Below are 21,892 nucleotides of genomic sequence, written 5' to 3'. Positions count from 1 at the left end.
CATAATCAGCGTGCCATGGCATCCTTGACGTCACTGATGGAGGTACCATGCACCCTGGTATATCCATACCAGGTAGCTGGATAGCCAGGTATCTCCATGACCCTGGTCATTTGATTGAATTCACCGCTTTTTTCTACATCGATATCAACGAAAGCGATCTGGTTATCTTTAAAGTCAGCACGCAACTGCGCGCAGGATGGACACCAGTCCGTGCCATACAGCGCCACTTTAGGCTTGCCACTTGCATCAAAATGCTTGCTGAAGTAAGTACGCTCAGCCGGGTTAAGATATTGCTGACCAAAATTCTGGCCCAACGCGGCAATCATTTCCCACTTGGAGTTGCTCAGAACTTTGTTATTGCCGATGAGGGTGACAGGCAATTGCCCATTGCTATATTTTTTCCATAGTCGGGTGTTGCTATCATTTTCATCATCCAGTACCACCTGGTTTTCCTGGAAAGGCACAGCACGTTCACGCAAAAATCTTGCGGCTGACTGACAAGGTTCTCCACACTGCGGTGCAGTAAATAACACAACTACCGGTTTGCCTGACTTATCAAAAGATATCTCATTTTGTGCATGGGTTTTCTTCCAATACCAGCCTGCACCAACGATCAACATTAAAATGAGTAAATTTCGCATGCGATACTTTCAAAAAAAATCATAGAGCCAGTCATTATTGATGACACCATACCTTAGTCATCCATGTTTGTCGTCTATACCTAAGTATGGTTTACCGTCTGAGGTGAACGCTATCATCTTGCGTCCCAACCACGAGTTGGTCTTGAAATTGCACAAACCGGCATCAGATATGAGCTAAATTAGCTATGTCACCGGAGAAAAGATGGCGTTTGACCCACTCAATCTGAAACAGGCTTCGGCTGAATTTGAAGGGGGCTTGAACCGTGTCATTGATGAGCGGGTAGGCCCTTTGATAGATAGGTCCATCCACCATATCAGCAGCGAATTGACCGAGGTCATACGTCAGGCTGGTGCACAAATGGACAGGAATATCGCCCTCTTGTCGGATGAAATCCATAGTCAGCGCAGCATGACCAAGGATGATATCAAAGAGCTCATTGATTATTCTACGACTCAGATAGGCGCGGCCATAGACCAGCGCATACTCGCCATCAAGCATGAGACTTCTACCCTGATCAATGAAAAAGTGGACTTGCTGAAGTGCGAACTGGAAGATGCTGCCATCACCAGTCGCAAGAGCATGTATGCCAATGTCGCCATTTCCATCGTTGCCGCACTGATGATGGCGACCATAGGGCTGGTCTACAAAAAAATATCGCTGGGCGAAGTGGACATGTTGAATGTGTTCAGGGTTTCCCTCCTATCCTGTGCCACCTTTACTTTTGTGCTGTCCATACTCAAGTTTGCGCAACGTTGGCGCAGCATGAAACGGGTAAAAAAAGGCGTGGCAACAGTCGCCATCAGCTATATGGGTATTTTGCGGCCCAATGGTGCTACTGGCCTGTTCTTGCTCAGCATATGCCTGCTGGCTGCCTGGGCATGGCTGTACCTGGGGAAAGTCTGGCCATTTTAAGCCCCTGCCATCCATCATATTTCGGCCCGGCAACAGACTTGATCAATTAGGCGTACAATTTAAAGCATATGCGCTGCGCGCATATGAATCAGCTTTTTATGGTGAACTTTTTTTGTGAGCGAACATCACAACATAAGAGCTTCACCTGGCTTGATGGCAGCTTTCTGCAGCGAAGCTTTGTTTCCCAGCGCCCTGGCTGCACTTACACCACGACCTATGCAAACCAAGAAATTCAATCCTGTCTACAATTCTTATCTGATTTATATTGGTGTCGCCATCGCATCTGGTGGCGTTGCCTTATATACACCGATTATAGTCTCTGAAACTGGCAAAGCCTTCTCAGGTTTTTGGGCAGCATCGATCTTGTTCGGTTTGAATCTGGGACGGGTGCTGGGCTCTTATATGGGAACCAGGCTACCCCGCCTGGCAAACCATCCTTTGGCAGTGACCGGCAATATCCTGCTGGAAGGCATAGCCTTGTATTTCATGGCATATCTACAACAAGCCTGGGCCCTGGCCTTGTTTGCCCTGTTGGCAGGTTTGGGGAGTGGCCTGTCCTTCCCTGGCTTGAAAAACTATTTGTTGAAATTGAAGGAATTGGACCAGACCTCTTTATTCAGCAAGCTGGCATTTGCCATTCGTATGGGCCTGGTAGGTGGTTACCTGACAGCCAGTTTTGTGCCGCATGACCAGTTAAAGCTGGTGTTTTTGATCGTCTTTATTACCTTCATTGTGTATGGTTTATTCATGCTGATCGCCATGCGTGCCATTACTGAGCATGAGCAACAAGGATGGGAGCAAGAGCAAGCAGCCCTGGCAGATCAAGCATCGCCAGCGCCCCCGGCAGCAAGTACAGAAACCGACAAGGCTATACAACTGCCGCTGATGTTTTATCTGTCCAACTCGGTGTTCTGGTGTTTTGCCGTGCAACCCATGATAGGCTTTAGCTTGCATATCCCCACGTTTACGCCTGAAATTCCAGTGTCCACCCCATTCTGGCTGGCGGCCCTCGTCATCATTTTCTTCCAGATCCCCATTTCCAAGCGCGCCGTGCGTACCCTGGATCATTTCCGCTTCCTGAAGATAGGCTATGCCTGCCTGTTCCTGAGTTTTGCCATCATGGTGGTGTTTACCCATAGTGCTGTGGCAGTCATCATATCTGCCATCTTGCTCTCATTCGGCCAAGTGTTTTATGGCCCTTCACTCGATGTGCTGGTAGCCCGGTTTGCCAATAAGTCAGCGGCGGATACAGGCAGGCTGATGTCACAGCAAATGTTTTATCAAAGCATGGGTACCATGGTGGGCAGCCTGGCGGGCGGCGTGTTGTTTGACTTGGCGCAAAGCATGAAAATGCCAGGACTTAACTGGTTCATGCTGACGCTGGCCAGCCTTGGAATGATGTTTTTAAGCAATAAAAAAATCCCGGCCCTTTATTACAACGCAGGCCAGAGAATATCTGGCAATAGCTAAACAGGACCTGCGCCGGAAGCTACCCAGGCTTCCGAATTCTTCATTCTGCCAACAAGCTATACAACCCTCGCCCAGAGGGAATGCTTGCATTCATTTCCCACCTGAAATTTCATCTGCACAACTGCAGCAGACTTGGCACAATTTTTAACAAAAATACAATTTAAATAACAAGGAATTGTCTTTGTGATTGCATTTTTTAATATACTATTAATTAATAGTCTTATCCTTTAATCATTAACAATCATCCGGACAAGACTGCTTTCATGAACTGGTTTAGCTGTCTCTGAATTGGCTGCATAAATTCAGATTTATCCCATGTTGCACAAACTTTGAAGGAACTTGAAAATGACACTCTACTCACCCAGGCGTGCTGCGGCCCCAGGCAATTTAGCCTCATCCCCATTGGGTCCTCTCGCCGAGCTGGAAGGCAATTGGTCTGGACGCGGTTTTAATTTGATTGCGGTCCCCAACAAACAGCACAATGCTGCGTTTCGCCTAATGCTGAATGCAACTGCTGAACGCATTCAGTTCACAGCCATAGGCGGTGAAGTTCCGAACCGTGGGTCTGTGCAAGATGATATCAAAATCTTTGGCCTGACTTACCTGCAACAGGTCAACGATGCCCCCACCATGGAAGGTTTGCATATAGAGCCTGGCATATGGCTGAACGTACCAGCCACCACAGATCCCAAGGCTGGCCCCAGCATCGTCAGGCAATCAACGATTCCGCATGGTGATTCTTTGCTGGCACAGGGAACAGGCTTTGAAGTTCCTGGTGGACCACAGATCGCCCTCGTTAGCTCCAAGCCGACTGGCTCTGGTATGGCACATGCACCGCTGGGTTATCTCGCCCCCTATCTGCACTCCAACCTGCCACCAGGCATGAAACAGAGCTATGTCGCCAATATGAATGAGGCTTTGACAGATGCCATACAAGGACAAAAAATCGTCAATACCACGGTGTTGTCAGTTGCCTCAATACCAGTAGGCGGCATAGTCAACATTCCTTTTGTCACTGCGAACGCGAATGCCACCAAGCTGGAAGCAATTTTCTGGATAGAAACGGTGGAACGTCCAGATGGCACCCAGTTCATGCAATTGCAGTACACCCAGACTGTGATCCTGAATTTCCTGGACATAGACTGGCCACATATTTCGGTTGCCACCCTGATCCGCACCTGAGTCTCCTCGCTTGCATTCATCATGCCCGGCCCTCAGGCTGGGCAAGTTCTTTCTCTCCACCAAAGCAGCAACAGCAAGTGGCAATCAAATGGACAATGAAAATCATTTTGATGTCGTCGTCATCGGTGGTGGTCCCATGGGCCTGTCCACTGCCTATCACTTAAGCAAAAGAAAAGCTAAAACCCTGGTGCTTGAGCAATTTACTTTCATCAACCAACTCGGTAGTTCAGCTGGTATCTCGCGCCAGTTCCGCATTCCCTACCCTGATGAATACATGGTGAAACTGGTCAAACAATCGATACCCTACTGGGATGAATTGCAAAGCCTGACACCTGTGCCCTTGATGGATAAAGTCGGTACCCTGTGGTTTGGTGACCCCGATGTACATTCAACCGAAGGCAATATCAGGCAAGCTGAACTTGCCTTACAGGCGCAAGATGTAGCCTATAGCAAGGTGAGTGCGGCTGAACTTGAGAGCAAGTATCAATTTAAAGATTTGCCCTCCACTTATACCGGCTTGTTCCAAGCCCAGGGTGCCAGTATAGACTTGAAGGCGACCCAGCAAACCCTGTATAACTGGAACCGCAAGTCCAGTTTTGTGACCATGAAAGAAGAGGCACCGGTTACAAAAATTGAGTATCGCCAGCAACAATTTGAAATCACTACTCCCGTCGGTCAATTCACCGCCAGAAAACTGGTGCTGGTACCTGGCCCTTATGCAGACGCCGTGTTTAAATTACTCAATTTCCAGGTAGCAGCAACTTACTGGAATATGGCATCCGCATTTTATAAAAAAACAGATCCGCGCATACAGTATCCAACCTGGTTTGTATTCCAGAATCCTGTTGGCAATAATGGTAATCAGTTCTATGGTTTCCCTGAAGTCAGCTGGAACTATCCTGGCTATATACGTGTAGCATCCGACTTTGTCATCTCACCGCTGAACTCGCCAGAACAACGTACTCTGATCCCCAATCCAGAAGAACTGGGCTATACCGCTGCCTGGGTCAAACACCATATGCGTGGACTGGACCCGGTGCCACACTACACCTCAACCTGCCTGGTCGCCCTGAGCAAGATCGCCAATAAAGAATTGATCGTTGACTTTGCGCCAGCCCATGTGCCAGGACACAAGGACATCGTTATCTATGCCACAGGCTGGGCAGGCAAGTTCGTCCCTTTGCTGGGAAAAATCCTGGCAGATCTGAGCCTGGACGGGCATACCCCCTACGATATTTCGCACTTCGCAACCGGTATTAAATATTTCACTCAACTGAAGTAGTTCAGTCGTAGTTCACGCCCAAATGCAATCGCAATACCTTCATGCAATTCAAACCCAACCTTGAGTGAGAAAGATCATGACAAGCAAAACTTATTCTATCTTCGGTGCCGGAGCAGCTGGTCTGTATACAGCCTGGCGTTTGCTCAGTGGTAAGAGCACGGACAAAAACAAATTACTTGAAAAAGGCGACACCCTGGAACTGTATGACTGGGGACAGTATGATTTCAGTAAAGACGATAATGGCTCGCGTGCGCCTGGTGCCCGAGTCTGCACCTGGCATTACCAGAACGATACGAACAAGTCCTATGTAGAACTGGGTGGCATGCGTTATTCAGAATGGGATACCAAGGCAAAACATCATAATGATGGCAAGGCGTCTGGCCATAGATTGGTGACTACGGTCATACATCAATTGGGGCTGGACAAATACGTTGTCCCTTTCAATGAATCAGATAATCCACTGTACTATTTACGCGGCAAGAATTTTTACCTGAATGATGTCACCTCATTTAATCCTGCTCCCTATAATGTCAATAATTTTGGTGCCAGCACTTCACCGAATCAGGGCTTTACTACGGTAGAAAACCTGGCAGTGACTGCCACCACAGGGCCGCAAACCCGCAAGGAATGGGATCATTTTTACCAGCATGGAAAAATCACGGCAGAATTACCCTCATCTTCCATCTTCCAGAAAGGCGACAAACTCAAAGACATAGGTTACTGGAACCTGATGTTTGATCAACTGGGATCTGAAGGCTATAACTATGCAGCTGATGGCAATGGTTATACCTCGAACGTCATTAACTGGAATGCTGCAGTGGCTTTCCAGGCCAATAATGAATTCACTCCCGGCAATGAATACATGACCCTGACCACAGGTTATTCAGGCATGTTCAAAGCGCTGTTTGCTGCCATCACCGATCTGGCCCGTGACAAAGGAGTGCACTTCAATTACCAGCCTAACCGTCGCCTGCACTCCATACTGGAAATCGACAATACCATTCACTACGGCATTGCCAATCGAGATAATCCCAACAAAAAATCCAGTAGCGGCAAGACAGATGCGGCCTGGCTGGCAATGCCGCGCTATGCGCTGGAACTGGTCGCCCAGGCGACACGCTATGAAAGCCATCCCGGCCTGGATGTGCTAAATCACCAGAAAGTACAGTTATATATGGAAGCCAGCATCATGCAGCCTTCCTACAAGATAGGTATGTTCTTCAAAGACCCCTGGTGGCTGACGAAAGCGACCTATGCACCGCAACTTAGCAGCTATGAAGTCACCCAAAAGGTGATTGCACAGCTGGCAGAACAGGGGTTCCCTGCTGCTTATCTGGACAAACTCAGCCAGCCCACTGTCGCTGACCAGCAAGAGATCATGAATACACCGTATTCCAGTGCCGCCAGCCTGCTCCAGGCAGTTGAGCAACGCCTGCAGGAGAGACTGACGATACCGCAAGAAGGCCAGCTCCTGACTACATCCACCCGTGCCACCATAGGACCCAGCGTGACCGACAATCCGGTGCGCATGGTCGTCTATTTTGGCAATAACGCACTTGATCAAAGCACAGAACCTGTGTACGGCTTACTGGCAGCCTATGACGATGAAGCCTTTACCACTTTTTGGCAAGAACTGGAGCTCGGCCCTGAACAGCAAAGACATGTTCCTTTGTCTGAAAATACCGAGCCCCTGAAAGGCCCGCGCAAAGTGCCGGACCGTATGTTGAAGATGTTGCGCAAGCAGCTGGCAAATATCCATTTTGGCCCGAATGCCGATTTCAGTACTGTGCCTGAACCGCTGGAAGCCGCCTATATAGACTGGTCACTACCTCCCTTCAATGCCGGTTACCACGCTTGGGCAGCGCATTACGACATCGGCGATGTGCAGCAAAAAATCCGTAAGCCTTCACAATTGATACCGGGGGCGGATGCAAATATCTTCATCGTCGGTGAAGCCTACTCCAATGACCAGGCCTGGGTAGAAGGTGCTTACTGTACGGCAGAGTCGGTATTGAATGATTTTTTTGGTGTCGAACCCCTGATAGATAACCGCGAATATCCTTTCATCTGCTCGGCAAAGTAAATTCCCTCCTTAAACAAGTACAGGCATTTTTACCATGTCTGTACTTGCTTCCATCAGTTGCTCAAGTCTTGCCATCAACTTCCCCATCACTGCTGACAGAAACTGACACTGCAGCATCCTAAGATGACTTTGCCTTGAACAACATCATCAACGCAAACAACACCATCTCTTTTAGGAGCAAACACCATGATGACCCCAAGCTATGTACTTTTGTATGTTGACAGCCCGGAAGCCAGCGCAGCGTTTTACAGCAAAATCCTGGACCTGACACCAGTAGAAGCATCGCCCACTTTTTATTTGTTCATACTGGACTCCGGCCATAAACTGGGTCTATGGTCAAAACACACAGTAGAACCGGCGGCTACCTCCTCTGGCGGCAGTGAGCTGGCTTTTGCCGTAGGCGACAATGCAACGGTAGACAGTACCTATGACAGTTGGGCTACACGTGGTATGACGATAGCACAAACACCTTGCAGCATGGATTTTGGATATACCTTTGTGGCCCAGGACCCAGATGGCCATCGCCTGCGCGTTTTTGCACCAGCCTGATCATGAATACGCAACAGTCCCGTAACTGGATCGCTGTTGCCTCTGCTGACCACGTCGAACGTGGTCAGGCAGATGGCTACATGCAAGTCTGCCACGGCAAGGCAGCACCCTTGCGCCGCATGCGAGCAGGCGACCGGGTGGTGTATTACTCGCCCAGCCAGATATTTGGCAGCAAGATCAAATTGCAGGCCTTCACTGCCATAGGCAGGATCAAGCCACGCGATACCTACCAGGCCGATATGGGTGGGGGCTTTCTACCTTATCGGCGTGACGTAGCATGGAGCCCAGCCAGGCCAGCCTGCATACTGCCGCTATTGCAAACACTGGAGTTTTCGGCCAATGTAAAAAATTGGGGCTACCAATTCCGCTACGGCCTGTTTGCCATCAGCGAGCATGACATGCGCAGCATCGCCGCGGCAATGGGGGTAGAGGCCAGTTTATTCGACACTGGCGAATCATTCGCCTTGCGGCATCCTGAAACAAATTTACAACTCAGTCTGGATATAAACTGATACTGTCGCTAAGCTGGGACCGATCAGGCGCTACAATGTCGTCTGACATCATCTTGACATTGAGAGCAAGCTTGCAAGGACAACTTCAGCACCACATCTCCCATCATCTCGTGCGCCGCTCAGTGATCGGCGCTGCAGCAGCAATGGTATTTTTGCTGCTGGCAGCTTGCTCTTTCAAAGGTGAAGAAAAGTTTCTGGGCCTGACTGATTGGCTCAGAGTGCGTCATGTCACAGCCACCGGCGATCAATCTGCGCCTGCCATTGCAGGAGATCAGGCACTGCTCCAGTACGCCCTGCGCAAACCGCAAAAATGGGGCTTCATTGCCTATGATGACTGGGTGGACCTGGACTACGATAAGCTTAATGTGCTGGACGACAAGAATATTCTGGTGGCCAGAAGCCTGAAGTATGCAAAAGCCCGATATGGCAAAAATCTCAAACCGGCGGACCTGCAAGTCAGACTGATGACAGCAGACGGAGAGCAGGAAATCAATATCTGCGCCTCCTCCGACTCCATCAATGGCCCAGCCAATACCAATTTTATAGATTGCGTAGACAGCAAAGACGCCAGGAAATTGACCATCAAACGCATGGACTTTCAAGGCAAACTGCTGCAAACCCTCAGCATGGCAGCCAATGAATGGGAAGACTTGAGTACGCAAAAGAACATCGCCTACTATGATGAACACCAGCAAGCCTATATCCTGGAGGTTGGCAAAGGCAATACCTATTGCCGCCTTGTCATGCCAGCCAAGGAAAAGAGCCTGAGCTTCGTTTTGGACCTCAAGGATGCTAGCAAGAAGTGCGACGATATGGCAGCCTGGGCTGTCCTTACCCAGAAAAAATTAAGCAATGCACATGCATTTGAAGACCTGGGGAAAAATGCTCAAATCTGGAAAAAACTCACGAAAGACTATCCAAGATGGGCAGAAATCAGAGCCAGTGCCACCAACAATACGAAAGAAGCCTTGCCCGCCAAATAAGTCCGCATGAGAAGCAGCATTTCGCCACAAGCATTTATCGGCATCCACACTTGTTATAATTAAACCGCACTGCAACAGAAACAGAGGGGCTGGATTTCACTGACCAGCCAGAGAACCAGCGGCCTATATAGAATATGCAAGCAAAAAATCAAGATTACAGCACATGATAGTCAGAAGCTTAATGGTCATTTTTGCCATCATCTCGATTTATTTTGGCATAGACAATCTGCAAAAACTCAATGCCATGCGGGTACCCGTCAGCGAATTCGAGCAAGTTGACGGCAATCTTGTCGTCATGGTTCATGATGTCGACAATAATCCCGGCTATGTCGTCAATGGCAGTTTCAACAAACAGTTGTTGCAGCTGACCTTTAGCTACAACCTCAATGGCGTTGAAAGAACTACGGACACCATCTCCCCCATATGCACTCGCTGCGAAGCCAAGCATGTACTGAGAATGACGGGATTAAGACCGGACGAACTGATCCCTGGCGCACCACTCAAGGTCTACGTTTCCTCCTCTGACCCCAATCAGGCTTACCTCGCCCTGCCAACTTCAGGTGAACAACAGGCACAAATGTGGACAGTGTTCTTATGGCTGATCTTCGCACCAGGCATGTGCATGCTGTTCTACAGGCTCGAAGGTAAAGGCAAAAGACCGGACGAGGATGTGGTCAAAGCGCCTTAATCACTTCTTACATCCCTTTCCAATCACGAAAATCCTGGCTCGCACAAAGCTTTAGTTGCGTTTGACAACAATGGATCTTTGCGCTTATGATAGTTGCGAAAAGCAACCAATTTTTAAATAAAATGAACGATGGTACCAGCACTGGCACTCTGATCAGGGAATTTGTCCGCCTCTACGTACGCAATCAACGCACACATGCGGGCTGTGGTGATGCCGCATCGACAGTGCAATGTCATTTGATGACAGAATTATTGCGAGAAGATGGCTTGACGCAACAAGCACTGGTGCAGCGTCTGAGCTTGGATAAAAGCTGGATCAGCCGTGCCACGGATGCCCTCGTGGCAGAGGGTGCGATCAAGAAAACCATCAATCCAGTCAATCGCCGGAGCGTCAATCTGAGTCTGACTCCGGCAGGTCGTCAGCGCGCCAGCATATTGGATGGGCAACTGAATCAGCATGGCGATCACTTATTGGCTACCGCAAGTGCAGAGCAGCAGGAACTAGTACGCACAGCCATGCAGGTATTACTGGCTACCGTGCAACAGCGCACTGACAGTGCTTGCACAGTAGTCAAGAAAAAGACTGCCAGGAAGCAAACAAGATTGCATTTGGACCGCAATAAACTAAGCATCCAAGCGGCCAATGAAAGCGATTGGTCAAAGATAGCAAGGCTATTGCAAGACCTGGATTTGCCCATCGATGGTGCCCAGGAGCATATCCATCATTTCCATCTCATCTATGCAGATGATGAGATGCTTGGCTGCGCCGGACTTGAGGTTTATGGTAAATATGCCCTGTTACGTTCACTCGCCATTAAAACTGAGGCACAAGCTCAGCAATGTGGAAAACTGCTTTTGCAGCATATGATCGATATTGCCCTCGCAGCTGGTGTAGGTCACTTGTTTTTGCTGACGACAGACGCCGATGCTTATTTTCATAAACAGGGATTTAGAAAAATCGAAACCACCAAATTACCTGCCTCGTTGCAAGCATCCCGACAATTACAAGGTGCCTGCCCGGCGTCGGCAATTGCCATGCAGCTGAAAATCAAAAAAACAAATTAGTCAAATAACGACCCGCAAATGAAACACACGCCGCACGCCCTGCAGACTATTGCCATACTCGCGCTCACACAAATCCTGTCCTGGGGTTCCCTGTATTACGCCATCGCCATCCTGGCACCAGAAATCCAGCGAGAAATGGCCTGGCGGGCTGAGTTGGTGTTCGCAGCCTTTTCCTGGAGCCTGCTGGTGGCGGGCATGGTGGCCACCTATATTGGCATATTGCTTGACCGCCACGGCGGCAAGCTCATCATGGGTATGGGCTCGCTAATCTGCGGTAGCGGCCTGCTGATCCTGAGCATGGCACATAATCTGGCCACCTACTATTTCGCCTGGACCATACTTGGCCTGGCCATGGCAACGACTTTATATGAGGCGGCATTTGCCACTTTGACCCAGCAATTCAAAGAGCATAGCCGTCAGGCGATCTCTACCTTGACGCTGTTTGGCGGATTTGCCAGCACAGTATTCTGGCCACTGACCCAGCACTTGAATACACTATGGGGCTGGCGTGACACTTACCTGGTCTATGGAGTAGCGCAATTACTGCTCTGCCTGCCACTACATTTGCTACTACAGAAAAAAATCGCCACGCAGGAAATCACGCAAACGGTATTCAAACAAAAGAAAAGCTTCAGTTTGCAAGAAGCCATACATCACCCCACGTTCTGGAGACTGGCCTTTGCCTTTTCTGCCAACAGCTTTGTTTTCTCTGCCCTCTCCGTCCATCTGATCCCCTTGCTCAGGCAAATGGATCATCCGGCCAAACTGGCGGTATTCATGGCTGCCCTGATTGGCCCCATGCAGGTAGTGGGGCGCATAGGCGAGATGACGCTTGCCCGCAATGCCTTGCCACAAACGGTAGGTAAATTCACCTTCGCAGCCCTGCCCGCTGCCCTGCTGGTGTTGATTTTTCTGGGAATGCAAGCCTGGGCAGTTGCGCTATTTTGCATCTTCTATGGTTTGAGCAATGGCATACTGACTATTGTGCGCGGCACCATACCGCAGACCCTGTTTGGATCAGAAAATTATGCTGCTATTTCTGGTGCCATGTCAGGCCCCGCCTTGTTTTCCAAAGCAGCGGGACCATTGGTGATTGCCAGCCTGATACATCACACCAGCACACCTTACCCCATTCTGGCTTGTTTATTGCTGTTCTCACTGGCTTCGCTGACATTTTATTTTGTCGCCGTGAAAAGCAGCCGCCCTTAAATTTTGTCCGTCTTGCTTTCCACTTCATAGGCACTATATTTCCTGGCATCGCCCTTTACTTGCAAGGCCGGATATTTAAGCCCGTTCAAGACGATCTTTTCCATGCTGGCGGCAAACAAGTCTACATCCAGGGCATCTGCCAGCATGACCAGGTAATTCAACACATCAGCCATTTCATGGCGGATAGCTGTTCTGGCCTGCTCATCCAGCTCTTCTGCCCTGCCAGTAGGCAGCCACTGGAATATCTCCAGCAACTCTGCAGCCTCGACTGTGAGTGCGCTCGCCAGATTTTTAGGGGTATGGAATTGCGCCCAATCGCGTTCGGCAACAAATTCACGTAAGCGACGACGGATTTCGGTATATTGATCGACGGCTGGAGTAGTTTGCTGCATGTTGGCTCTGCAAAGAAATAAAGAAAGCGCAGATTGTAAGCGAGCACACAACGCTGATAGAAAAACTTTGTAAGCTAAATTTACAAGCGCATTTTCAATCATATATTGCAATGCAAAAATAATGCTTACAAATTAAGCAGCTAAGCGATAGAATGCAGAATAGTAAAATAATGCTGCATTGCGCCAAATTTAAGACTTACCACTTCATTTCACCCACTCTGGAGAGTTTCATGTCTTTGCTTACTGAACAATTATCATCTGCTGCCCAGAATCAATTGGCGACGCAAATTTCGGTCTTCCAGGCCTGGTCACAAACCGCCTTTGGTGGACTGGAAAAACTGATCGCCCTGAACTTCAATACTGCCAAACAATCCCTGGAAAATGCCAATAGCGTGACCCGTGAATTATTTGCCGTCAAACAAGCACAAGAGTTGCTCGATGTGAGCCGCGCCCACGGCCAGCCACAGCTGGAGAAACTCTTGTCCTATGGACGTGAATTAGTCAGTATCAGCAGAGATACCAGAGCAGAATTGTGGCAAATCGTCAGCACACCAGGAGCGGCAGCAAGTACAACAGCAGTCTCCACGATAACGGCCAAGACCAGCGCCCCTGAAGCCCTTGCGCCTTCCGTGTCTGTGAGCAAACCAGCCACAAAAAAACCGGCAAAAGCCAAACCTATTGCAGCAACCAAGCAATTGACCTTGCTGGCAGAGTCAGAAGCCAAACCAGCAAAAACACCAGGCAAACCCAAACCAGCAGCGAAGCTTGCAGACCAGGCTCCAGCCAAAGCGGCAACCCAAGCAGCAGACAAGGCTCAGGTCACCAAGCAAGCTGAAGTGAAGCCCACATCAGCCAAGCCAGTAATTCAAAAGAACCAGCCTGGCAGCAATATTGTGGCAGATGAAGTAAAACCAGTTCCTCCCCTTGCAACGGCTACAGTAGCAGCCGTAACAACACCAGCACCAACTGCTGCGACTACAGAAAAAAATCCAGAAAAGAAAACCGTGTCTACCAAAAAAACCGCCGCAAAACCCGTCAGTAAAGCCAGTCTGGCCAACAGTGAACCAGCAGCAACTGAAGAGAAAAAATCAGCAGTAAAATTTCCTTTCCCGGCTGTATCCAGCCTCAAGAAAGCCCCGGCTTTCCCCGCCAATGGCGGCAAACCAGCCTACAAGGCAAAATCCAGCGCCGCCACCGGTGCCAAAAAGCCAGTACGCCAATAATTGAAGCAGGCCCCAAAAAGCCGCAGCATGGGTTACATGCTGCGGCTTTTTTATGTCCGAACCCGGTTCTGTGGCTTAAGCCCGTCCAACTCCGATCAAACCAGAAAATGTATCTCTGAAGTAAATATTTTCTCGATTTTCTGGGGAATTTGGCATCTATCTCATTGCATCGCTTAGAATGAAATAAACATCTGGCGATAACACAATGAATATTTACCAATTGGCATGCGCCACAGGCTTGTGGATACTCAGCCAGGCTGCCCTTGCAGAAGATAGCATCACAGTGGCATGGCGTATCAAGCCTCCCCATCAATACCTGGAAAATGGTGTGGAGAAAGGCATTTTGCTGGAGCGAGCCAAACAAGTTTTCAGCAGTGCCCAAATCCCCCATCGTTTTGTAGAAGAACCCGCAAAACGCATCTGGAGTAATTTTTCCAGCGGCACCAGAAATTATTGTTCATTCGGCTGGTACAGAATCGTCGAGCGGGAAGCGCTGGTGCAGTTTTCTGAGATCTTTCATACCGACCCACCCCATACTTTGCTGGTCAGCCCTGTGGCTGCCCAGCAAGTTGCAGCTCACCGTACACTCAAGTCCTTGATGGCAGATACCAGTCTAACCGTGGGCGTAGTTGGTGCAGTCTCATATGGGCCGGAACTTGATGCCATGATTAGCACCACAAAAAACAAGGTGGAACGCAGCACTACCCTGCCCATGATTATGGCGCGTATGGTAGCTGCCAATCGTGCCTCCTATATGCTGATAGACAGAGAGGATTGGGAATATCTGAAGGACAAAGAGGAAAGCATAGGCCTGACTACGCAAATGGATTTGCAAGGCATGCCCGCTGGCTTGAATCGTTATATCGTTTGCAGCAAGGATGTCCCTGTGGAGCAAATGCGCAAGATCAATAGTGCTTTGCTCAAAATCTATCCAACAAAAAAATAGCAGCTTACTTTTGCATAGCACACTCAAGATCCTATGTTTTTAAACAACAAAATTTTCAATAATTTGCCAGGATAAAATATTCAAGATTTAAATTCGAGATAAGCATGCATTCTCCAATTAATATTTCCCCTTATATTTATTTCTTATTTACTTGTAAGTTTTTCCTTTTAGGGCCGACTCAAGTGCTGTAGCATCAAAATCCCACCGTAGCTAATGCATAACAGGCAATAGCTATAATTTAACGGCCTCGCTACAGGCTTAATTCATCCTGACGGAGTAATAAATGAAATCGACATCCTTGAGCAAAGCATTGAAACAAGTTGTTAGTGCGTCCGTAGTTGCCGCAGCAGCAATAGCTGCAGCGCCTGTAGCAGCTGTCGCCGCATGTGCGCCCAAAACTGCATGCGCGGCTAAAAAAGGCTGTTGCGCCGCCAAAAAAGGATGTTGTGCAGCGAAAAAAACTTGCTGCGCTGCTAAAAAAGGCTGCTGCGGAGCGAAAAAAGCAGGCTGTGGCGCCAAGAAACATGCGAAGAAAGCCTGTTGTGCTGCCAAGAAATCTTGTTGCGCCGCCAAAAAAGGCTGCTGCGCAGCGAAGAAATAAGCACTTAGTCAATCAGGCGGCGACAGTGCATGCTGACTGCCGCCGTCTTTGCATACCTTCCTCATCTCTTCCACATGCAGTCAAGCAAACTCCCACAGCGATTAACATCCTTCCCGGGTTGGAAGCAATCGGGTAAAACAGAATTGCAGTCAGCATGGCGTGCCGCTATTGATCTGGTTGGCAGTATGCAAGCACTGAACCAGCGCGGCCAGCAAGTGGTAGGTCATATGATAGGTGATGCTGTTTTCACCGAATGGCAGCACTATCCAGAAAACGATGCCCGCGATGATAAAAATGCTTCGCAATATTTTTATCACGCCCATCCTGGCCAGCAAAGGCCATTTGCAGAACACGGCCATTTCCACTTGTTTGTACATGCAGAAAAATTGGGGATGCGGCCAACAACCACTCGCTATTCCCCAGCCCCCGCCCATATCATTGCCGTATCTATGGATGCGCAAGGTTTGCCATGCGGTTTCTTTGTGGTCAATCGCTGGGTGACCAAGGGTCCCTGGCTCAGTCTGGCGCATTGCAAGCAGGCTTTGCAGCATTTCAAGCTAAGCTCCCGCAAGGCTGATAAAGATATCAATACCTTCTTGCGCGCCTTGGTGCAGTTATATTATCCACGCATCGTTGCGCTGCTGGAACAGCGTGACAAGATCATGGCCAATCTCTGTGAAGAGAGAGATCGCCGCAGCGTATTTGCGGACACTGAGATAGAAGTACTGTGCTATTTGCCCATAGATTTAATGGCAGATATTGCAACGCTGGAGAACCGGCAATCCGCTTGAGCCTGAATTACCAGCGATAAAAACTTTTAAAAATGAGAAATAAGCTGTAAGGAAATCATCAGTAGCGCGACCTATGAACATGCTTGTCTTCTCAAGTATTCATACTACCTTTGGAGTATCGCCATGACATTTTCAATTTTCCGCCGTAGCAGCCTGAGTTATTTACTTGTTGCAGCCAGTCTGATGCTGAGTGCGGGTTTTGCCACAGCCGCCCCGATAGCCCCCATATTTTCCACCGCAGCAGGTGCCATACGCGGGTATGACCCAGTTGCTTATTTCAAGCAAAACAAACCAGTCAAAGGCAAGAAAGAACTTAGCTATCAATGGCAAGGCGCCGACTGGCATTTTGCCAGCAAGGATAATCTGGAAGCCTTTAAGGCTGACCCGGAAAAATACGCACCACAATATGGTGGTTACTGCGCCTATGGCGTAGCGCAGGGCTATACCCCGGAAATTGATCCGGCTGCCTACAAGGTAGTGGATGGCAAGCTTTACCTCAATCTCAGCAAAGATGTGTTGAAGCGCTGGGTCAAGGATATCCCGGGCTATGTGAAAGATGCCAATGAAAACTGGCCACAGTTAAAAGCTGGCACTTACGTGGAAAAATAAATTTCCATTCATCCCAGCCTTTTTACAGGCTGGGATGTATTGCCTGTCGTCAGAGAGTTTCCCACTCATTCCTTAACAAGGCATACATGGCAATATCCCTGTGCTTGCCGCGTGTGAAAATGGCGCCGCGTGCAATACCTTCTTTTTGAAAACCACAATTGATTGCCACTTTTTCTGAGGCGATATTGTCAGTGTTCATATGAATTTCCAGCCGGTTGATCAGCATGGTACTGAACAGATAGTCCCTGAGCAATTTGACGGCTTCGGTCATGATGCCTTTACCGTGCAAACTTTTAACGAACATGCCATAGCCAATTTCGCGGGAATTGAAATAAGGCACGGTCTTGAAATGAAAAACACGGCCTATGATTTTCTCATTTTCATCGATGATCAAAAAAGTCTCGAACTGCTCTTTGGAGCGTGATTCATCTTCAAACTTCTTCTCTGCCACACCTGGCAACATCAATTCCTGGGATAAAAAATCACCCTTGCCATCAGGGTGATTCATCAAATCCATCAGGGTCATGACATCTTCTTTCCTGACGTGGCGCAGGTGAAAGCAACTTCCTTTGATCATGTATATACTCCTGTATTAAACAATTGTATTGGTCTGCAAATATTCAGGATGGACAAAGACTGATCGTAAGAGTTCCCGAAGTCACAGGGAATGTGCAGAGACGCCTAGGTTTCCAGCAAACGTCTTTGCCTTTCTTTTTCTTCAAAGATGGCGGACTCAATTTCTTCCATGACAGCACCCAGATCAACCGGACGGGTATCTTGTGCAACAACGCCTGTCAATACGGTTTCAGGTGTCAGCAAGCCTGCGGTAAACAATTTCCAGATTTCCTTGCCAAACTTTGTACCATTGAGTTCTGGTGCAAACTGGCCGAAGTAGGTCGCCAGATTGTTCACATCGCGTTCCAGCATGACACCTGCTTCGGTATTGCTGGCCGCATCTATCGCCTGTGGCAAATCGATGATGACCGGACCTTCTTCATCAACAAGGATATTGAACTCAGACAAATCACCATGGATGACACCGGCACATAACATCAGCACAACCTGATGCAATAACTGGGCGTGGTATTTTCTTGCAAGCTCTGGTGTCAATTCCACATCGTTGAGACGGGGCGCAGCATTACCATCAGCATCTGTCACCAGGTCCATCAGCAATACGCCTTCATGACAGATATACGGCCTGGGAACTTTGACACCGGCAGCAGCGAGACGATACAGGGCATCGACTTCGGCGTTTTGCCAGACTTCTTCCTGCATCTTGCGGCCATAGCGCGTGCCTTTTTCCATCGCGCGGGCCTGGCGGCTATTCTTGACCTTGCGGCCTTCCTGGTAAGAAGCTGCGTTTTTAAAACTGCGCTGGCTGGCTTCTTTATAGACCTTGGCACAACGAATTTCTTCGCCACAGCGCACGACATACACAGTGGCTTCCTTGCCGCTCATGAGCTGGCGCATGACTTCGTCGATCAAACCTTCTTCTTGCAGGGGCTGCAGTCGTTTTGGTGTTTTCATCCGGTCTGCGTGCTCAGGCTTTACGTGGCTTGCCGCCAGTTTTTACCAGCTTGACTGGTGCATGCCCGCGTGACTTGTTGCGCATATCATAGATAGTCTTGGCATCCTGCTCTGCCCGCTCTTGCGTACGCATTTCGGGAACGTCATCGTGCAGGGTAAAGAAATCAGCAGCCTGAGCGCGCATCACATGCTTGATGGCTTCATCATCGCTAAGGTCAAATCTCTCTGTCATTAAAGTCGTGACTTCATCCAGATATTCTTCATAGGTCATCATGCTGGTTTTTCCTGTCTGTCATGAAGTGCGTTTGGAAACTGCGGCTGTGAATGCATTGCATACATGGCAATTTTTGTAACGAATATGGTCAATAAAATAAGCGTACTTAGTGGACGTACTCTATAGGGCAGCTTGCTGCCTGAAAGATTACGCCGAAAGACCAGTATTGTACACGTGCTACCCGCTGACAACGGTGTTGCGCCGGTTCTCGGCTACAATGCCGCCTTCCCCAAAAAATTCCAGCAGGATATTATTGTATGAGTATCATCATCCATGAGGCCTTGCGCGCCTATATAGACCCCCTGACCGAGCATGAATTTGCTGCTCTGGAACGCAGCATCCTGACTGAAGGTTGCCGTGACGCCCTGGTGTGCTGGGGCGAAATCCTTATCGATGGGCATAATCGCTATGCGATTTGCCAGCGCCATGACCTGCCCTACAATATTGTTCAAAACGACAACTTCAGCAATATCGAAGACGTGCAATTGTGGATGATAGACAACCATCTGGGTCGCCGCAGTGTCACCGACTTCCAGCGCGGCATGCTGGCCTTGCGTAAAAAGGAAATCGTCCTGGCCCGCATGAAGGCGCAGGAGGAGCAGGCTCCCTCAGACAATGCGGAGAGCGAAGTCGCCGTCCCCGTCGTCAAACCCACGCAAAGCCGCCAGGAGATCGCCCGTCTGGCAGGCATCAGCAGCAATGCCGTAGTGCAGATAGAAAAAATCCAGAAAGCGGCAGCACCTGAACTGGTGCAGGCAGTGCGCGATGGCACCATCTCCATCAGTGCAGCAGCAGCGATTGCCTCCCTGCCCAATGAAGATCAGGTCGCTGCAGTTGCAGGGGGCCGCAAGGAATTGCAACAAGCCGCCCGCCAGGTCAGGGAAAAGGTGCGCGAGCAAAAAGCCCCGGCCAAGGCTGTTGCAGCCGAAACCGCAGCGCCAGCAGCGATGGAAGGCAGACAAGATAGTGCCAGCAGCAACGTTGGTAGTGTTGACGAACTCAGCAGCCTGCGCCAGCAAGTCTTGCACCTGCAAACCGAGAACAGTGAATTGCTGAGCCAGATTGCGGCACTGAAAGCCCAACTGGCAGGCTAAACCCAAACCAAAGGTGGCGGATATGACAAAACCCCGGCAAAGCCTGTCCAGCCTGTTTCTGAAGCAGGTGCCGGCGACTGAACGCGAACATATCCGCCGCCTCGAAGAAATACAAAAAACGCATGAAGGCCGCCCCTTCCATTTCGATGACGGCAATCTGCGCATCATGTACCTGAACCCAAAATGCATGCAAAGCGCGATGAAGCTGGATGCGCCGGATGAACTGGTGTGCGCCTACTCACGTACAGTCATGGGCTTGCTCATGTTCCACCCGCAGCCACGGCATATCCTGTTGATAGGCCTGGGCGGTGGTTCGCTGGTCAAATACTGCTATCGCCATTTGCCAGACTGCCGCATCACCGTGCTGGAAATCAATGCAGACGTCATCGCCATGCGTGAGCTGTTTATGCTGCCGCCAGATGATGACCGTTTGCAAGTCATCCATTGCGACGCAGTGACCCACTTGCAGGAAAATACTTATGATGCCGATGTCTTGCTGCTGGATGCCTATGATGAAAATGGCCTGGTTGCAGATTTGAATACGGCCGAGTTTTATGCGGTTTGTCATGCCAATCTGGTGGCAAATGGCATCATGGTTGCCAATGTCTGGGGCAAGCCCAGTGCCCTGGCTGGCATGTTGAGCCGCTTGCGCCAGCAGTTTGCGCGCCAGGTCAGCTGGACTCGTTCACCTGACAGCTACAACCTGATTGTGTATGCCATCAAGGGCATATCGATTTCGATTGAAGAAAATGCGGTAAAGGCGCTGTCAGACCAGCATCCGACATTGCAATTCCATGAACTACAAAGCCGTATGTTAAGCCTGTCCTCGTCTGCCGATTACGCTGATCAAGAAAAAGAACTGGCTGCACTCAAACTAAGTCTCGGAACTATCATGGTGCCTGATGTCAATGTCCCGCAAAACTATGCGGACTGGAAAAAGCAGTTAGATCAATAAAGAGTAGCGCGATGTAAGGTAAACGCGCAAGAGACGACCAATGAACATCCACCCACTGAGGATAGTTCATGAAAGCCCTGCTCTTATTTGGCGTTTTTGCCTGTGCAGTTAGCAATATGCAAGCTGCAGAAATCTGCAGTAAATCCAGCCCAGCACACACCGTCGCCCTGCTGGAGCTTTACACGTCTGAAGGTTGCGACAGTTGCCCACCCGCCGATAAAACCATCAGCCACCTGTATCAAAGCACTGGCCTCAACAGTGAGCAAGTCATTCCTGTTTCCCTGCATGTTGATTATTGGGATTACCTGGGCTGGAAAGATGTGTTTGCCAAAAAAATATATACCGACAGGCAAAGAAATCTGGCTGAGTTGGCAAACACCCGTACTGTCTATACTCCAGAAATCTTCATCGCTGGCAAAGAACTGCGTAGCTGGCGCAATGGCATGGCAGATGACATACGCCGTATCAATCAAAAAACTGCCTTAGCATCATTGCGTCTGGGCATAGAAAAACTCGCTGACAACAAGCTGTATTTCAATCTGCAAGGCAATAGCAAGCAAGATGCGAAGCTGCATTTTGCCCTGCTTGAGCAAGGCCTGGTCAGCAAGATACAGGCAGGTGAAAATCGCGGAGCCACTTTACAGCATGATTTTGTTGCCAGGGAATGGGGCGAGCCTTACCAGCTCACTGCCGGTAAGCCAGCAGATTTTGCTACGCAGTTAAGCTTGCCAGCCTATGCCAAACGCAAGCAACTGTCGGTGCTGGCATTTGCCCAGGATAAGCAAGGTAATATCCTGCAAGCATTGAGCCTGCCACTATGTGAGGCGCTGCAGCAGTAATACTGCTTGCGCCAGATTTCGCCTCGCTGGCGACAAAATCCACGGCCCTTATCTTATTTTTTCAG

At 49.4% G+C, this 21,892-nt stretch carries 24 protein-coding genes; 18 read left to right on the top strand and 6 right to left on the bottom strand.

From position 1 onward, the window contains the following. Positions 1–5: 5 nt before the first annotated feature. A complete protein-coding gene (locus tag ACO0LC_RS02635; protein ID WP_423000349.1) occupies positions 6–641 on the bottom strand; it encodes a glutaredoxin family protein in 636 nt (211 codons plus the stop codon). Positions 642–843: 202 nt separating this feature from the next. Between ACO0LC_RS02635 and ACO0LC_RS02630 the strand changes: the two genes are divergently transcribed. The 11 genes from ACO0LC_RS02630 (at position 844) to ACO0LC_RS02580 (ending at position 12,576) form a co-directional block, all read left to right on the top strand. After that, the gene (locus ACO0LC_RS02630) at positions 844–1,554 is read left to right on the top strand and encodes a hypothetical protein (protein WP_423000347.1); all 711 of its coding nucleotides are present in this window, start codon (positions 844–846) and stop codon (positions 1,552–1,554) included. Positions 1,555–1,770: 216 nt separating this feature from the next. Then, complete coding sequence (locus ACO0LC_RS02625; protein WP_423000345.1) at positions 1,771–3,024, top strand: MFS transporter; 1,254 nt, start codon at positions 1,771–1,773, stop codon at positions 3,022–3,024. A 345-nt stretch (positions 3,025–3,369) separates the two neighbouring features. Beyond that, positions 3,370–4,206, top strand: a complete 837-nt coding sequence (locus ACO0LC_RS02620; protein WP_423000343.1) for a heme-binding protein — start codon at positions 3,370–3,372, stop codon at positions 4,204–4,206. Between the two features lie 88 nt (positions 4,207–4,294). After that, on the top strand, positions 4,295–5,488 hold the full coding sequence (locus ACO0LC_RS02615; protein WP_423000341.1) for an FAD-dependent oxidoreductase: 1,194 nt from the start codon (positions 4,295–4,297) through the stop codon (positions 5,486–5,488). Positions 5,489–5,564: 76 nt separating this feature from the next. Then, complete coding sequence (locus ACO0LC_RS02610) at positions 5,565–7,571, top strand: hypothetical protein (RefSeq protein WP_423000339.1); 2,007 nt, start codon at positions 5,565–5,567, stop codon at positions 7,569–7,571. 186 nt (positions 7,572–7,757) lie between these two features. Beyond that, complete coding sequence (locus tag ACO0LC_RS02605) at positions 7,758–8,120, top strand: VOC family protein (protein ID WP_423000337.1); 363 nt, start codon at positions 7,758–7,760, stop codon at positions 8,118–8,120. Between the two features lie 2 nt (positions 8,121–8,122). After that, positions 8,123–8,632, top strand: a complete 510-nt coding sequence (locus tag ACO0LC_RS02600; RefSeq protein ID WP_423000335.1) for an EVE domain-containing protein — start codon at positions 8,123–8,125, stop codon at positions 8,630–8,632. 71 nt (positions 8,633–8,703) lie between these two features. Then, entirely contained in the window at positions 8,704–9,615 is a 912-nt protein-coding gene (locus ACO0LC_RS02595) for a hypothetical protein (RefSeq protein ID WP_423000333.1), read from the top strand. 163 nt (positions 9,616–9,778) lie between these two features. Beyond that, complete coding sequence (locus tag ACO0LC_RS02590; RefSeq protein ID WP_423000331.1) at positions 9,779–10,303, top strand: hypothetical protein; 525 nt, start codon at positions 9,779–9,781, stop codon at positions 10,301–10,303. A 122-nt stretch (positions 10,304–10,425) separates the two neighbouring features. Beyond that, entirely contained in the window at positions 10,426–11,367 is a 942-nt protein-coding gene (gene arsN2, locus ACO0LC_RS02585; protein ID WP_423000329.1) for an arsenic resistance N-acetyltransferase ArsN2, read from the top strand. Positions 11,368–11,385: 18 nt separating this feature from the next. Then, positions 11,386–12,576, top strand: a complete 1,191-nt coding sequence (locus tag ACO0LC_RS02580; protein WP_423000327.1) for an MFS transporter — start codon at positions 11,386–11,388, stop codon at positions 12,574–12,576. Here the strand turns inward: ACO0LC_RS02580 and ACO0LC_RS02575 are convergent. Then, a complete protein-coding gene (locus ACO0LC_RS02575; protein WP_423000325.1) occupies positions 12,573–12,968 on the bottom strand; it encodes a nucleotide pyrophosphohydrolase in 396 nt (131 codons plus the stop codon). The two genes, ACO0LC_RS02580 and ACO0LC_RS02575, sit on opposite strands and share 4 nt — an antisense overlap. A gap of 230 nt (positions 12,969–13,198) precedes the next feature. Here ACO0LC_RS02575 and phaP point away from each other — a divergent pair, with 230 nt between their 5' ends. Next, on the top strand, positions 13,199–14,191 hold the full coding sequence (gene phaP, locus ACO0LC_RS02570; RefSeq protein ID WP_423000323.1) for a TIGR01841 family phasin: 993 nt from the start codon (positions 13,199–13,201) through the stop codon (positions 14,189–14,191). 205 nt (positions 14,192–14,396) lie between these two features. Next, positions 14,397–15,137 (top strand): hypothetical protein, encoded by a 741-nt coding sequence (locus tag ACO0LC_RS02565; protein ID WP_423000321.1) that lies wholly within the window; start codon positions 14,397–14,399, stop codon positions 15,135–15,137. Positions 15,138–15,395: 258 nt separating this feature from the next. On the opposite strand, the gene ACO0LC_RS02560 is transcribed toward ACO0LC_RS02565, so the two are convergent. Further along, a complete protein-coding gene (locus tag ACO0LC_RS02560) occupies positions 15,396–15,710 on the bottom strand; it encodes a hypothetical protein (protein WP_423000319.1) in 315 nt (104 codons plus the stop codon). Between the two features lie 171 nt (positions 15,711–15,881). On the opposite strand from ACO0LC_RS02560, the gene ACO0LC_RS02555 reads away from it, so the two are divergent. After that, on the top strand, positions 15,882–16,529 hold the full coding sequence (locus tag ACO0LC_RS02555; RefSeq protein ID WP_423000317.1) for a DUF6969 family protein: 648 nt from the start codon (positions 15,882–15,884) through the stop codon (positions 16,527–16,529). Positions 16,530–16,652: 123 nt separating this feature from the next. Then, the gene (locus ACO0LC_RS02550) at positions 16,653–17,138 is read left to right on the top strand and encodes a YHS domain-containing (seleno)protein (protein WP_423000315.1); all 486 of its coding nucleotides are present in this window, start codon (positions 16,653–16,655) and stop codon (positions 17,136–17,138) included. Between the two features lie 49 nt (positions 17,139–17,187). On the opposite strand, the gene ACO0LC_RS02545 is transcribed toward ACO0LC_RS02550, so the two are convergent. The 3 genes from ACO0LC_RS02545 to ACO0LC_RS02535 form a co-directional block, all read right to left on the bottom strand. Continuing rightward, positions 17,188–17,715: a GNAT family N-acetyltransferase gene (locus ACO0LC_RS02545; RefSeq protein WP_423000313.1), complete on the bottom strand. Its 528-nt coding sequence runs from the start codon at positions 17,713–17,715 to the stop codon at positions 17,188–17,190. A 104-nt stretch (positions 17,716–17,819) separates the two neighbouring features. Beyond that, positions 17,820–18,665 (bottom strand): PA4780 family RIO1-like protein kinase, encoded by an 846-nt coding sequence (locus ACO0LC_RS02540; RefSeq protein WP_423000311.1) that lies wholly within the window; start codon positions 18,663–18,665, stop codon positions 17,820–17,822. Positions 18,666–18,678: 13 nt separating this feature from the next. Then, the gene (locus ACO0LC_RS02535) at positions 18,679–18,936 is read right to left on the bottom strand and encodes a hypothetical protein (RefSeq protein WP_423001023.1); all 258 of its coding nucleotides are present in this window, start codon (positions 18,934–18,936) and stop codon (positions 18,679–18,681) included. 260 nt (positions 18,937–19,196) lie between these two features. Here ACO0LC_RS02535 and ACO0LC_RS02530 point away from each other — a divergent pair, with 260 nt between their 5' ends. The 3 genes from ACO0LC_RS02530 to ACO0LC_RS02520 all read left to right on the top strand — a co-directional run bounded on the left by ACO0LC_RS02530 (position 19,197) and on the right by ACO0LC_RS02520 (position 21,827). Then, entirely contained in the window at positions 19,197–20,033 is an 837-nt protein-coding gene (locus tag ACO0LC_RS02530; protein WP_423000309.1) for a hypothetical protein, read from the top strand. Between the two features lie 22 nt (positions 20,034–20,055). Continuing rightward, positions 20,056–20,988 (top strand): fused MFS/spermidine synthase, encoded by a 933-nt coding sequence (locus tag ACO0LC_RS02525; RefSeq protein WP_423000307.1) that lies wholly within the window; start codon positions 20,056–20,058, stop codon positions 20,986–20,988. A gap of 68 nt (positions 20,989–21,056) precedes the next feature. Further along, positions 21,057–21,827, top strand: a complete 771-nt coding sequence (locus ACO0LC_RS02520; RefSeq protein ID WP_423000305.1) for a DUF1223 domain-containing protein — start codon at positions 21,057–21,059, stop codon at positions 21,825–21,827. Positions 21,828–21,892: the final 65 nt, after the last annotated feature.

The organism is Undibacterium sp. JH2W, assembly GCF_049340425.1.
Classification (GTDB): domain Bacteria; phylum Pseudomonadota; class Gammaproteobacteria; order Burkholderiales; family Burkholderiaceae_D; genus Undibacterium.
Note: the sequence above shows the minus strand (reverse complement) of the source record. Positions and strands in the feature narration are given on the sequence as shown.